The 14340-nt window shown below is 64.6% G+C and carries 11 protein-coding genes; 10 read left to right on the top strand and 1 reads right to left on the bottom strand.

From position 1 onward, the window contains the following. Positions 1-85: 85 nt before the first annotated feature. The 6 genes from purD (at position 86) to MA07_RS31265 (ending at position 7159) form a co-directional block, all read left to right on the top strand. Positions 86-1363, top strand: coding sequence for a phosphoribosylamine--glycine ligase (gene purD, locus MA07_RS23405; protein ID WP_036357522.1), 1278 nt, complete (start codon positions 86-88; stop codon positions 1361-1363). Positions 1364-1511: 148 nt separating this feature from the next. Further along, positions 1512-2420, top strand: coding sequence for an alpha/beta hydrolase (locus tag MA07_RS23400; protein ID WP_036357519.1), 909 nt, complete (start codon positions 1512-1514; stop codon positions 2418-2420). Between the two features lie 91 nt (positions 2421-2511). Then, positions 2512-2946 (top strand): YsnF/AvaK domain-containing protein, encoded by a 435-nt coding sequence (locus MA07_RS23395; RefSeq protein WP_052003469.1) that lies wholly within the window; start codon positions 2512-2514, stop codon positions 2944-2946. Positions 2947-3111: 165 nt separating this feature from the next. Next, positions 3112-4050, top strand: a complete 939-nt coding sequence (locus MA07_RS23390) for a YsnF/AvaK domain-containing protein (protein WP_036357517.1) — start codon at positions 3112-3114, stop codon at positions 4048-4050. A 201-nt stretch (positions 4051-4251) separates the two neighbouring features. Beyond that, the gene (locus tag MA07_RS28125; protein WP_052003468.1) at positions 4252-5952 is read left to right on the top strand and encodes a hypothetical protein; all 1701 of its coding nucleotides are present in this window, start codon (positions 4252-4254) and stop codon (positions 5950-5952) included. A 259-nt stretch (positions 5953-6211) separates the two neighbouring features. Then, the gene (locus MA07_RS31265) at positions 6212-7159 is read left to right on the top strand and encodes a calcium-binding protein (RefSeq protein WP_152568998.1); all 948 of its coding nucleotides are present in this window, start codon (positions 6212-6214) and stop codon (positions 7157-7159) included. A 20-nt stretch (positions 7160-7179) separates the two neighbouring features. On the opposite strand, the gene MA07_RS23375 is transcribed toward MA07_RS31265, so the two are convergent. After that, complete coding sequence (locus MA07_RS23375; protein ID WP_036357514.1) at positions 7180-7656, bottom strand: nucleoside deaminase; 477 nt, start codon at positions 7654-7656, stop codon at positions 7180-7182. A 96-nt stretch (positions 7657-7752) separates the two neighbouring features. Between MA07_RS23375 and MA07_RS23370 the strand changes: the two genes are divergently transcribed. The 4 genes from MA07_RS23370 (at position 7753) to MA07_RS23355 (ending at position 14283) form a co-directional block, all read left to right on the top strand. Then, positions 7753-9858, top strand: a complete 2106-nt coding sequence (locus tag MA07_RS23370; protein ID WP_052003466.1) for a pseudouridine synthase — start codon at positions 7753-7755, stop codon at positions 9856-9858. 13 nt (positions 9859-9871) lie between these two features. Further along, entirely contained in the window at positions 9872-10429 is a 558-nt protein-coding gene (gene rsmD / locus MA07_RS23365) for a 16S rRNA (guanine(966)-N(2))-methyltransferase RsmD (protein ID WP_036357511.1), read from the top strand. Positions 10430-11143: 714 nt separating this feature from the next. Beyond that, the gene (locus tag MA07_RS28115; RefSeq protein WP_160195486.1) at positions 11144-12985 is read left to right on the top strand and encodes a calcium-binding protein; all 1842 of its coding nucleotides are present in this window, start codon (positions 11144-11146) and stop codon (positions 12983-12985) included. Between the two features lie 257 nt (positions 12986-13242). Beyond that, a complete protein-coding gene (locus MA07_RS23355; protein WP_036357969.1) occupies positions 13243-14283 on the top strand; it encodes a zinc-dependent alcohol dehydrogenase family protein in 1041 nt (346 codons plus the stop codon). Positions 14284-14340 lie beyond the last annotated feature (57 nt).

Genomic DNA, 14340 nt, shown 5'->3' with positions numbered 1-14340 from the left:
AACATGCCCCTGCTGCGTAGTTTCCGGGTAGGCGAGCGGCCTGAGAGCCGCTAAGAGCGCAGGCATTACGAGGGAGGCCTAGGCCATGAACATTCTTCTCATCGGTTCCGGCGGACGGGAGCATGCCTTGGCCCGCAGCCTCGCGGCGAGCCCCCTCTGCGACAAGCTCCTCATCGCCCCCGGCAATCCGGGAACGGCGCAGCACGGCACCAATGTGGTGCTCGATGTGACGGATCACCGGGTGGTGATCGAGTTCTGCCGGGTCATGACAATCGGTTTCGTGGTGGTCGGGCCCGAGGCTCCCCTGGTGGCCGGCCTCGTGGACGACCTGAAGGCCGCCGGCATCAAGGCCTTCGGGCCGAGCAAGGCTGCCGCCCAGCTCGAAGGCTCGAAGGCATTCACCAAGGACTTGTGCGCCGAGTTCGGCATTCCCACGGCTGCCTACCGCCGCTTCACCGATGCGGAGACGGCCAAAGCCTACGTGCGCAGCTACGGCGTGCCGATCGTCGTCAAGGCGGATGGGCTTGCGGCCGGCAAGGGCGTGGTGGTCGCCATGTCCTTCGAGGAGGCGGAAGGCGCCATCGACATGATGATCGGCGGCGGTCTGGGCGCGGCCGGAGCCGAGGTGGTGGTCGAGGCCTTTCTCGAAGGTGAGGAGGCGAGCTTCTTCGCGCTCTGCGACGGCACCCGGGCGATTCCCTTCGGCACGGCTCAGGATCACAAGCGCGTGTTCGACGGCGACGAGGGCCCGAACACGGGCGGCATGGGCGCATACTCGCCCGCCGCCGTGCTAACGCCGGAGCTGCAGGCGCAGGTCATGCGGGAGATCATCGAGCCGACCCTTGCGGGAATGAACGAACGGGGCACGCCCTATAGGGGCATTCTCTACGCCGGGCTCATGCTCACCAAGGACGGGCCGCAGCTCATCGAATACAATGCCCGCCTCGGCGATCCGGAAACCCAGGTGCTGCTGCCGCGCCTGAGATCCGACCTTGCGACCGCCCTCCTCGCCGCCTGCGACGGCGATTTGAACGGCATCTCCCTGCAATGGTCGGACGCGGCGGCGCTGACCGTCGTAATGGCCGCGAGGGGCTATCCGGGCGCGGTCGAGAAGGGCTCGCAGATCCGAGGCATCGACCGGGCCGAGGAACTCAACGACGTGATCGTCTTCCATGCCGGCACGAAGCAGGACGGCGACCGGATCGCCGCCAGCGGCGGACGGGTGCTCAACGTGACCGCCCTCGGCGCCTCCATCACCGAGGCCCAGCGGAAGGCCTACGAGGCTGTGGACCGGATCGACTGGCCCGAGGGCTTCTGCCGCCGGGACATCGGCTGGCGCGCCGTGGAGCGTGAGCAGGGCTGAAAACGCCCCTACCTCTCTTGACTGATGACGTTAGGTAAGTTTTCTCCCGTTCGGGTTGCGCCTCATTTTCCAGCGCCGGCTCATCAACTTTGCGAATCTGCGCTCTAGCTTATGATCGAGGCCCTTCCATAACGTTGAGCGGCTGCCCATGAGCGATGATCTCTTCCCCGGCTTCCAGAGCCATTGGATCGACACCGAGGTCGGGCGCATCTTCGCGCGCAGCAAGGGCAATGGAAAACCGCTGGTTCTGCTGCACGGTTTTCCGCAGACCCATGCCATGTGGCACCACCTGGCCCCGGCGCTCGCCGAGACCCACACGGTCGTCTGCATGGATCTGCGCGGCTATGGCTGGTCCACGGCGCCCAAGGGGGATGCAAAGCACGAGACCTACTGCAAGCGGTCGATGGGGCGCGATGTCATTGAGGTCATGGAAGCCCTCGGCCATGTACACTTCGCCGTCGTCGGCCATGATCGCGGCGCGCGTGTCGGCTACCGGCTCGCGCTGGATCACCCGAGCCGTGTCGAGCGCCTCGCGCTCCTCGATATCCTGCCGACCTACCATGTGTGGGAGCAGATGCGGGCCGGCGCGATACCGGAAGCGCATTGGGGCTATCTCTCCCAACCCTACCCGACGCCCGAGGAGGAGATCGGGCGCGATCCGATTCCGTATTTCGAAGGACTGATGCGGCTATGGTCCGCCGCAGGCGACCTGAGCGCTTTCGATCACCAGGCCCTGGAGGCCTATTGGCAGAGCTGCAACGAGCCCACCCGCATTCATGCCTTCTGCGAGGATTACCGCGCCGGCGCCACGCAGGACGTCGAAGCCGATGAAGCCGACCTTGCCGCCGGCAAGACGATCTCCTGCCCGACATACGTGATCTGGAGCGACTTCTATCTCGTAAGCGGCCCCATGGGCCATGCGCAGAAGCCGCTCGACATCTGGCGCCGCAGCTTCGCGCCCAAGGCGCATGGAATCGGCGTGACATCGGGGCACTTCGTGGCCGAAGAGAACCCGAGTGCGACCCTGGAGGCGCTGCAGGCTTTCCTGCTCAGCTGAAGCCTGACGATCCGCATCGATCTTCGCACTGCCGATGGGAGGAACCTGTCATGCAAGCGGCACGTTCACCGCTGCAGACGGGATCCCTTTCATGGCCAAGCATATTTCGGACCAGCCGAACGCTCAGGACTCACTGTCCGACACAGAAGTCATCCCCATCGTGGAAGAGGAACTTCGCCTCGACAAGCGGACGGTCACAACAGGCAAGGTTCGCGTCCGGACCAGCGTCGATGTCGAGACAGAGCTGGTCAAGGCCACGCTCGAAGGCGAGACCGTTGAAGTGACGCGCGTTCCGGTCGATCGGATCGTCGATCATGCTCCTGAAATCCGAACCGAAAACGACGTGACGATCATCCCCATCCTCGAGGAGGTTCTTGTCGTCGAAAAGCGCCTTGTCCTGAAAGAAGAACTGCACCTTCACAGGCGCAGAACCACTGAAGACGTCGAGACGACCGTGGAGCTCCGCAAGCAGCGCGCCGTGATCGAGCGCGTGCCGGTCGACGATGACACGAACACGAATACATGAAAGTACGCGCGATCAGCTTGTCCTTAGGAACGAAGTCGACGAGCAACAATTGATAGGTCAATGCGTCTGATGCCGCGATGTTTTCAGTGATGCGGCATTGCTGTCGTAAAGCATCAAAACGCGTAGCAACCGTGCCGCTTCAGCGGCTCATGGAGAATTTGTGCAATGGCCAAGACTGTAACCTGCCTCTTCGGCAGCGACTCTCAAGCTTCCTCCATCGTCCGCGAGCTGGAGCAATCGGGCATTTCGCAGGGCAAGATCTGCCTGTTCACCGCCTCCGGCGACAATCGCACCTGGGACGGCACCAGCGGCTTCGATAACAGCTCCAGCGGGTCGCATCATGATCGCGTCGAGAACTACCTGACCACGAACGGCGTGCCGCACGACGACGCCCGCGCCTATGCGGAAGGCGTGCGCCGCGGCCATGCTCTCATTGCCGTGCGCTGCGACGATGACGAGGTTGATCGCGTGGTCGACATTCTCGATGACGACGATGTGCTCGATCTCGACGAGCGGCAGGACGCCTGGCGGTCCGAAGGCTGGAGCCATCAAGGTTCGGGCATGGCAGATCTAGGCGGCACGGCAACGACGTCGGCAGGCATGCTGGGCTCCGGCATGACGGAAGGCACCGCCATGCGGGATCGCGACGGCCTTCAGGATGATGGCCTGTACGCTCAAGGCCGCAGCTCGGATCGCGACGAGGTGATTCCGGTTGCCGAGGAAGAGCTGCATGTGGGCAAGCGCGACGTCAGCCACGGCCGCGTCCGCATCCGCTCCCACGTCACCGAGCGCCCCGTGCAGGAGCAGGTTTCCCTCCGAGAAGAACACGTGTCCGTCGAGCGCCGTCCGGTCGAGGGCACCATGCGCTCCGGTTCGGTGAACGATGGCGATCTCTTCCGCGAGCGCTCCATCGAGATGGAAGAGCGGGCCGAAGAAGCCGTCGTCTCGAAGGAAGCCCGGGTGGTTGAGGAAGTGGTGGTGCGCAAGGACGCCGACCAGCGCACCCAAACGGTCTCCGACACCGTGCGCAAGACCGAGGTCGAGGTCGACGACGACCGCAGCGCCGGTGTCTCGCGCACTGGTACGACGGACACCAACCGCTAAACTTGATTCCATGAGCTGAGGCAAAAGCCCGGGGCGCATCGCTCCGGGCTTTTTGCTTGGATCGGAACCAGTTGACGGCTGCTTAACCCGCTGAGGCAGGCTCAGCTCTTGTGTGTCGCCGCACGACGATTGCTCTTGTAAGAGCCTAGGATGGGAGATACTGAATATAGTTACTGTCAAGCTGGAAGGGCAGGGCACGACATGGCGACCAATCTTGACAGTTTCATCAGCCTGAGATCGACCGGCACGAGCGGCCATCTCACTCGCTATGCCGATGGCCGTTTCCTGTCTGTCTGGACGGATCTCGATATGAACGGGAGTGCCTACGTTTACGGTCAGCTCTTCAACGCCGACGGCACGGCTTCGGGTCAGCACTTCCTGATCGACTACACGGCACGTGCCTCGTACCGGGAGATTACGGCCGAGACCCTGAGCGACGGTCGCACCGTGGTAGCCTGGGTCAAGAGCGACGGCTCTGGAGCGGCGGTGGTCGGAAAGGTGCTCGGCACGAACATGTCCGCCTCGGGCGCGCTCCTGACGTTCAGCCCGAATGCCACTTCGGAAGAGGCGCCTGAACTTCACGCCCTATCGGACGGCAGCTTTGCGGTGCTCTACAGAGGATCGGGCACTTTCGAGAACGGGGCTTTCACGGGATTGATCGCCAATATCTGCATCCCGGCTGGGGCGGGCTGGATATCGGCCTCTCATGGCGGCATCTGGCCACTGCCGAACGACGGGACAAACAGCACGGCGTTCATGGCGGACGGATCGTTCGTGGCCGCCATGGTCGTGCCGAACACGACCGGAGGTGGAGCCAATCTCTACGTTCTCCTACCCGGACCCAACGGACCTGTCGATTTCCCCGTCGACTTCATCTCAGGCGACCCCGCTGGGGTTCAGCCATCGATTGCTGCCTACGGGTTCGTCGGGTTCATCGTCGCCTGGTCGAACAACAGTGTCATCAAGACCCAAGTCTACCGGACAACAGGCCAGCCCGTCGGCGAGACCTTCAGCTTCGACAAGCCCGATGGCGTCCTCAAGGGGAATCCCGTCATCAAGGCCTTTGCAGACGGGGGATTTGCCATAGCGTTCGTCGTCGAGACGAACGGGGACGAGAACGTGTACACCGCCGGCCGGAAAGCGGACGGCACCATGATCGCCACCACCCTCGTCGGCGCCAACACGGCCGGCGATCAGTGGGACCCGTCCATCACCGAACTGTCCGGCGGCACCTATGCGGTCAGTTGGCAGAGCGACGGCGAGAGCGGCCTACCCAATCAGTACATCGTCGAGGTGATCGGCCGGGAAGGGCAAGACGCCACGGCTGTGATCACGCCCGGAAGTGTCGGCGAGCCTCCTCCACCGCCGCCACCTCCTCCCGGCACCACTTGGACCGGCACGAACGGCAACGACACGCATATCGGCAGCTCCTTGTCGGAAACCTTCTATGGCCTGGGCGGCAAGGACAAGATCCGTGCCGGCGGCGGCAACGACACTGTCGATGGCGGCACCGACAACGACACGATCTGGGGCGGGGCGGGCAACGACGTTCTGACGAGCGGTGGCGGGTTCGATGTCTTCGTCTTCGATGCCAAGCCGAACAAGAGCACGAACAAGGACAAGATCACCGACTTCAGCAACCTGTTCGACAGCATCTGGCTGGAGAACAAGGTCTTCACCAAGCTCGGCAAGAAGGGCTCGGAAAAAAAGCCCGCGATGATCAAGAAGGACTTCTTTGCCTTGGAAAAGGCCAAGGACAAGGACGACTACATCATCTACAGCAAGAAAAAAGCCACGATCTATTACGATGCCGACGGCTCCGGCTCGAAGATCAAGGCCGTGGAGATTTCCACAGTCAACAAGGGCGCCACGGTCACCTACGCGGATTTCTACGTGATCTAGAGCATCCTGCGCCAGACCGGGTCTGGCTCGCCGCTCGGAAACAGTTCCGATTGAGGAGGCGGCGCACCGCCTCCCTTTGAAGCTCCTGCACCAATGCGGCGACCTCGCACAAATACAGGCCGACATAAACTTCAGGGCCGATGGGGCTCGTCGAAGACGCCGATGCAGTTGCCTGCGCAGTGTAGGCTTCATCCTGGGCGATCACATCGAAGCCCTGATCGGAACCGGCACAGCTGCGATCAGCCTCACCGGCAATCTCATGGCCAATCGCATCATCGGCAACAATGCGGCGAACACCATCGATGGCGGCCAGGGCAACGACACGCTGGCTGGCGCCGGGGGTGACGATCTCATCCGTGGCGATACGGGTGCGGACACGATCGACGGCGGCTCGGGCTTCGACATCGTGTCCTTCGCGCATGCGGCCTCCGGCGTGACCGCGAGCCTGTCGGGAGGCTCGGCAGGCGAGGCTGCCGGCGATGTCTATGCCGGGATCGAGGGCTTGTCCGGCTCGGCTTTCACCGACAGCTTCTTCGGCTCGGGCCTTGCCTGGCTGAGCGGCCAAGGCGGCAACGACACCTACACGGTCTCCGGCTCGGATCAGGTGATCGAAGGGGCCGGCGGAGGGGCGGACACGGTGGTTGCCGTCACGTCCTTTGCCCTGCGGGCGGATGCGGAGGTCGAGGTGCTTCAGACCAGCGCGGCTGCGGCTGCGACAGCCCTGAACCTGACGGGCTCCGACTACGGCAACACCATCCTGGGCAATGCCGGCAGGAACCGGCTCCAAGGCCAAGGCGGAGGCGACGTGATGCGGGCAGAGGCGGGCAATGACGTGCTCTCCGGCGGGCTGGGCAACGATCAGCTGCGGGGTGGGGCCGGCAAGGACGTGTTCGTGTTCGACACGCGGACGAACAAGAGCACGAACGTGGACAAGATCGACGACTTCAGCTCGCGCCATGACTCGCTCCATCTGGACAACGCCATTTTCACCAAGCTGGGGAAAGGCTCGTCCAACGGCATGAAGTTCAAGGCCGACATGTTCGTGGAAGCCTCACGGGCGCAGGATACGCAGGACCGGATCATCTACAACAAGAAGACCGGCGTGCTGTACTACGACAAGGACGGCACCGGCGGCTCCGCTCAGGTGAAGATCGCCACGCTGACCAACAAGGCGAAGCTCTACTGGCACGACTTCTTCGTCATCTGAGATCGAACCGCGGGCTCGCCTCACCGCCTCCCCTCGAAGAACTCCCGCAGCAGGGCGGCCGCCTCGCTCTCCCTGATGCCGCCATAGACCTCCGGGGCGTGGTGGCAGGTCGGCTGGTCGAAGAAGCGCACGCCGCTGTCCACCGCCCCGCCCTTCGGGTCATGGGCGGCGTAATAGACCCGGCGGATGCGGGCGAAGGAGATCGCCCCGGCGCACATGGTGCAGGGTTCGAGGGTCACGTAGAGGTCGCAGCCGGAGAGACGCTCGTCGCCTAGCGCCTCGCAGGCCCGGCGGATCGCGAGCATCTCGGCATGGGCGGAGGGATCGCGCAGCTCCCGCGGGCGGTTGCCCGCGGAAGCCACGATGCGCCCGTCCCTGACGACGACCGCCCCCACCGGCACCTCTCCGCGCGCGGCCGCAGCGCGGGCCTCGTCGAAGGCCACGCTCATGGGATCGGCCTGGTCCGGATCAAGCGGCTTGTGATCGGCGTTGTCCATCAGTCTCGCGGACCTCCATGACCCTTGTGGTTCTCCATGACCCTTGTGGTTCCCTTGGCCCTCGCTTCTCTTGAACACCTCTGCTATCAGGCTCCCATGACCGACAGCAACGACGATAATCGCAGGGGCCGTCCGCCGGGACGCTCCGACCGTGGCCGCCCAACGTCCGGCGACCGCCCGCGCAAGCCCCGTGACGCCGGAGACAAGCCGTTCCGCAGCCGCGATGGCGACAAGCCTTTTCGCCCGCGCCCTGCGGGAGACAAGCCGTTCCGCAGCCGGGACAATGACGAGCGCCCCCGCCGCTCCGAGGGCGGCGACAAGCCTTTCCGCGCCCGCAGCGCCGGCGACAAGCCGTTCCGCCCTCGCGGCGAAGGCGGCGACAAGCCCTTCCGTCCCCGTCGTGAGGAGGGTGACCGCCCCTTCCGGGGCCGTGGCAGCGACGAGCGTCCACGCCGTTTCGACCACGGGAGCGAGGATCGCCCGCGCCGCGCCCGCGAGGAGCAGCCTGTTGTGCAGGCCGAGCCCCAGGAGCCGGTCGAGGACCGCATCGCCAAGGTGATCGCCCGCGCGGGCGTCGCCTCCCGCCGCGACGTGGAGGCGATGATCGCGGAAGGCCGCGTCACCCTCAACGGCAAGGTGCTGGAGAGCCCCGCGGTCAACGTGACGGCCGCCGACACGATCACCGTGGACGGCGAGCCCCTGCCCACCAAGGAGCGCACGCGCCTGTGGCTGTTCCACAAGCCGCGCGGCCTCGTGACCACGGCCAAGGACCCGGAGGGACGCCCCACCGTGTTCGACAACCTGCCCGAGGACCTGCCCCGCGTGGTGGCGGTGGGCCGGCTCGACATCAACACGGAAGGGCTGCTGCTGCTCACCAATGACGGCGGGCTCGCCCGCGTCATCGCCCATCCCGACACCGGCTGGCTGCGCCGATACAAGGTGCGCGCCCATGGCGAGGTGAACCAGGCCGACCTCGACAAGCTTCGCGACGGCATCTCCATCGATGGCATCGACTACGGCCCCATTGAGGCGCGCCTCGACCGGGTGCAGGGCGACAACGCCTGGATCACCATGGGCCTGCGCGAGGGCAAGAACCGCGAGATCAAGCGCATCCTGGAGCATATGGGCCTGCAGGTGAACCGCCTGATCCGCATGTCCTTCGGGCCGTTCCAGCTCGGCGACATCGAAGTCGGCCTTGTGGAAGAGGTCCGCACCAAGGTGCTCAAGGACCAGCTCGGCGCCGCCCTGGCTGTCGAGGCCGGGGTGGATTTCGAGAGCCCGGTGCGCGAGCCCATCGCGCCCTTCGGCTCGTCGAAGAAGGAACACCAGGATCGTGACGAGCGCCCGGCCCGGTCCACGCGCGGCCGCGACGACGAGCGCCCGCGCCGCCGTCGCGACGACGAACGGCCGTTCCGCGCCCGTGACGGCGAACGTCGCGGACGTGACGAGGAAGAGCCGAGGAAGTTCCCCTCGCGTCTCGACGTGAAGAAAACCGTGTGGCGCGCCGGCGAAACCGACGAGGATGCCCCGAGCAGGAAGATGCCCCGTCGCGGCGCCGATCCACGCGAAGCCCGTGCCGCAGCCGGGGAGCGCCAGCGCGAACGCGTCGGCGCGATTACCTCCAAGGAAGGCCGCAAGGTCCGGGTGGAGCGCTTGGTGCGCCAGCCCCAGGAAGAGGAAACGCCCGCTCCGCGCAGGGGCCGTGGCGCGACGCCCGGTGAGGATCGTCCTCGCCGTCGTGACGACCGCGATGCGGCACCGGCAAGGCGCGAGGGCGCAAGCCGTCCGCCGCGCCGCGACGACGACCGCTCGCGCCGCCCGGCTGGCGACCGACCGTTCCGCTCCCGTGATGGGGGTTCCGAGGACCGTCCCCGCAAGCCTCAGGGCGACCGCCCCTTCCGCTCGCGCGAAGGTGGCACGGATCGCCCTGGCAGGCCCCAGGGGGATCGGCCTTTCCGCTCTCGTGAGGGCGGCGATGACCGTCCACGCCGCTCCGAGGGAGACCGTCCTTTCCGGGCCCCTGGCGATGACGAGCGTCCCCGTCGCGGCCCTCCCCGGGGCGACGGCCCTTCGCGTGGCGGACCGAGAGGCGGTGCCGGCGGCGGCTTCAAGAGCGGCCCCCGGGGCGCGTCCAAGGGCGGAGCCTCGAAAGGCGGCTTCAACAAAGGTGGTTCCAAGGGCGGCCCGCGCGGTCGTCGCTGACAGGGATTAGGCCATGAGAATCGTGGGCGGGCGCTGGCGCGGCCGCTCGCTCAAGGGGCCGAGCTCGGACGCCATCCGCCCGACCTCGGATCGCCTGCGCGAGACGCTCTTCAACATCCTCCAGCATTCCTACGACGACCCGCTCGAGGGCGCGCGCGTGCTCGACCTGTTCGCCGGCACCGGCGCCCTGGGGCTGGAGGCGCTGTCGCGCGGCGCCAGCTTCGCGCTCTTCGTCGACGACGGTGCGCAGGCCCGCGGCATCATCCGCGAGAACGTGGAAGCGCTCGGCGCCGGCGGCGCCACCCGCCTCTTCCGCCGCGACGCCACCCGCATGGGCGAGGCCGCGCCCAACGCGCCCTTCTCGGTCGTGTTCTGCGACCCGCCCTACGGCAAGGATCTGGCTCCCAAAGCCCTGCGCTCCTGCGCCGAAGGCGGCTGGCTCGTGCCGGACGCGCTTGTGATCGTGGAGGAGGCGCAAGGCGTCGAGGTCTCGCTGCCGGAGCGCTTCGAGGAGATCGAGCGGAGGGATTACGGGGAGACCAAGGTGGTGTTCGGGCGGTTCAGGGGGTGAGCGCGCCAGCTTGCTCCTCCCACGGCAAGACGGTTGTCCTATCGCTGATTCTGCATAACATTGCGTCACCGCGCCGGGGAGGCGTCTTGTTCTGATCGCAATGGGGCTACCATGTCTGAACCGTTCCTCTGGGGATCTAAGATTGACCTTCCTGCAGGGGTCTACCAATCGCATATGACGGCACTCAGGAACGGCACTTTCCTCGTCATCGGCAAAGCCGGGACAACGTGGGAAAGCGTCCAGCTGATGGCTTGGATCTACAACGCGGACGGCTCCCTCAAGGGAGAAAGGATCCTTGTCTCTCCGGACTTTCACCCATGGTACAATAACTTCTTGGGAAGGGCCGCGATCAACCCCGTTGCGACCGAACTCCCCGACGGTCGCATCGGCATCACCTGGTCCGTTCAGGCCAGTACGGACCGAGCTCCCAGGAACGCTTGGCTGGGACTCTACGATGCCGATCTGGAGCCCCTTGGCCCACCCCAATCCATTGCCGGGTATGAACCCAGAGAGCCTTATGCGATTGGCTCCTATCGCTCTGATGACGTCATAGGTCTGAGTGACGGGCGCCTTCTCGTTACCTATCTGGATTATGACGGTAAGGCCTTTTTCCGGATTCGAGGATCAGATGGCGTTCTCTCGGATCCGGTAAGCCTGGGTGCCACCGCATTTTCCACTTCATCTTATCCCTACCGGGCCGATGATTTTACATCCGTGACCGACTTAGCCACTCTCTCGAACGGCAAAGTGGCGGTCGTGCTTCGGGTGAATGAGACGACCAATCACATCCGCATCCTGGATCCTTCAGCCGCCGGCAGCTCTAGTCTTTCCGACCCGATTTCCATTCCAGTCATGGTCAATCTGGGCCTGAAGTCGCTTGAGGTGACAGCCCTTGCAGGCAGTGGATTTGTTGTGACGTGGGTTGAAATGGGCAGGGCCGATGCGGCAGGTTCAGAGCCAATCGTCACAGTTAAATATCAAGTCTACAACGCTTCAGGCACACCAATCAACAATGAGCCTGCGGCATTCTATGCGAGTTCCACGGAGGCCGCCTCGGTAGGCGCTCCGAACGTTCTGGCTCTCCCCGGTGGCGGCTTTGCACTGGCCGCCCAGGTCGTTCCCATCTTTGGTCACTCCAACATGGAAGTTCGGTTGTCGATCTTCAATGCAGCGGGCCAACGGGTGAGCGATAAGCTGCTCGTGAGTAAGCCGGCCGCAGAGGGCGAGTTCTCTCTCAACGGACTATCGTTGCTAGCAGACGGTCGCATTGCCGTGCATCTCTCAAGCGGCATCCAGATCGTCGATCCGCGTGACAAGGCGATCTCGCTCATAGGCACCGTTCGGAACGACCATTACATCGGCACGGCCTTCGACGACACTTTCGACGGCGGCGCGGGAGCGGACAGGCTGGCGGGCGCGGATGGCAATGACACTTATGTGGTGGACAATGCCGGCGATCAGGTGATCGAAAAGACCGGTGAGGGCATCGATACGGTCAGGACAAGCGTCAGCTATGGTTTGAGCGCTCATGTGGAGCACCTCACCGCCACGGGCTCCGCCTCCATTGCCCTGACGGGCAACACCCTGGCGAATGCGATCACCGGCAATGCCGGCGCCAACCGGATCGATGGTGGCGCAGGGGCCGATACTTTGCGGGGTGGGTTCGGCAACGATACGCTCGACGGCGGTGCAGGAGCCGACGTGCTTGATGGCGGCGACGGCTTCGATTTCGTCTCGTTTGCTTCGTCGTCGATGGGCGTGCGCACTGGCTTAACGATTGGCTCGGGCGACGGCGACACGTGGACATCCATCGAAGGGATCATCGGATCGGCACATGCCGACACTCTGATCGGCAAGGGCGCCAGCCAGCTGCACGGGTCAGGCGGCAACGACACCTATGAGGTGCGGGTAGGCGATATCGTCGCCGAGAGTGCCGGCGGCGGGCGCGACACGGTGCTGGCTGCTAGCTCCTATACGCTCTCGGCTTCAGCCGAGATCGAGGTGCTGAAGCTCTTGGACGTCTCGTCGAAGACAGGTGCCAATCTCACCGGCTCGAACACTGCCAACGAGATCATCGGCCATGGGGGCAAGAACACCCTGAGGGGCCTTGACGGCAACGATGTGCTGAAAGCCTCTTCCGGCAACGATACGCTCAAGGGTGATGCGGGCTCCGACAGGCTGCACGGCGGCGCAGGCAACGACAAGCTCTACGGTGGAACAGGCACCGGCAGGGACGTGTTCGTGTTCGACACCAAGCCGAACAGGACCAGCAACGTGGACCGGATCTACGACTTCAACCCGAAATACGATTCCATCCAACTCGAGAACAAAATTTTCACCAATCTCGGCAAGGGCTCGACCAAGGGCGTGAAGTTCAAGGCGGATATGTTCGTGAAGGGCGATGCGGCCGAGGACCAGGAAGATCGCATCATCTACGACAACAAGACGGGCGCGCTCTATTACGACCAGGACGGCACCGGCTCGAAGGCCCAGGTGAAGATCGCCACCCTGTCCAAGAACCTGAAGCTGACGCACCACGATTTCTTCGTGATCTGAGCAAGAGTGAAGGCTGCACTGTCATCCCGGGGCTGTGCAGCGGAGCCCGGGATCATCACTGCCGACGGTGCAGAAGAAAGCTCGACGCTGATCGCTATTACCTGAGGCGTCGTGGTTATGGATCTCCGCCTGCGCGGGGATGACAGGGGAGAGGACGCATCCAACGATAGCGGTGAGTGTCGCTCGCTCTCGCGTTTGCCCTGCTCTCTCTCAACCTCTATACCGCCTTATCCATCGTCGCGGAGGAAGGGCTCATCATGAAAGCGGTTCTCTTCGAGCAGTTCGGTCAGCCGCCGCGCGTGCAGAACGTGCCCGATCCGACACCCTCGGCGGAAGGCGTCGTGATCAAGGTGGAGGCGACCGGGCTCTGCCGCAGCGACTGGCATGGCTGGATGGGGCACGATGCCGATGTGGTGCTGCCGCATGTGCCGGGTCACGAGCTTGCCGGCACGGTGCTCGCCACGGGCAGGCAGGTGACGCGCTGGAAGAAGGGCGACCGCGTCACCGTGCCGTTCGTCGGCGGATGCGGACACTGCCATGAATGCAACTCGGGCAACCATCAGGTCTGCGAGCAGCAGTTCCAGCCGGGCTTCACCGCCTGGGGATCATTCGCGGAATATGTGGCGGTGGATTACGCCGACACGAACCTCGTTGCGCTGCCCGAGGAACTCGACTTCGCCACCGCGGCAAGCCTCGGCTGCCGCTTTGTCACATCGTTTCGCGCCGTCGTCGATCAGGGCCGGGTGAAGCCCGGCGAGTGGGTGGCGGTTCACGGCTGCGGCGGTGTGGGGCTGTCGGCCATCATGATCGCAAGCGCCATGGGGGCGAACGTGATCGCGGTCGATCTCACCGATGAAAAACTTGCCTTCGCGCGGGAGATGGGCGCGGTGGCGACGATCAATGCCCGGGATTCCGCCGATGTGATCGGCGCCGTGAGGGAGATCACGAAGGGCGGTGCGCACGTCTCCATCGATGCATTGGGCAGCCCTGTCACCTGCTACAACTCGATTGCCAATCTGCGTCGGCGCGGGCGTCACGTGCAGATCGGGCTGATGCTGGGCGATCATGCCCGCGCAGCCGTGCCGATGGCGCAGGTCATTGCCCATGAACTCGAGATGTACGGCAGCCATGGGATGCAGGCCTTCCGCTATCAGGACATGATGGCGATGATCCGCACGGGCAAGCTCGCGCCGCAAAAGCTCGTCGGCCAGCATCTGAGCCTGGAGGACGCACCCGCGGCCCTCATGGCCATGGACCGGTTCGAAGGGCTCGGCATCAGCGTGGTGACACGGTTCTAGTCGGAAGGGACGCAGCGCTCGCATTGTTGAATGCGCGCCAAGCGCGCTATGTAAGCC

It is taken from the genome of Microvirga sp. BSC39 (genome assembly GCF_000739015.1).
Lineage (GTDB): Bacteria > Pseudomonadota > Alphaproteobacteria > Rhizobiales > Beijerinckiaceae > Microvirga.
This window is presented reverse-complemented; position numbering and strand designations above follow the sequence as displayed.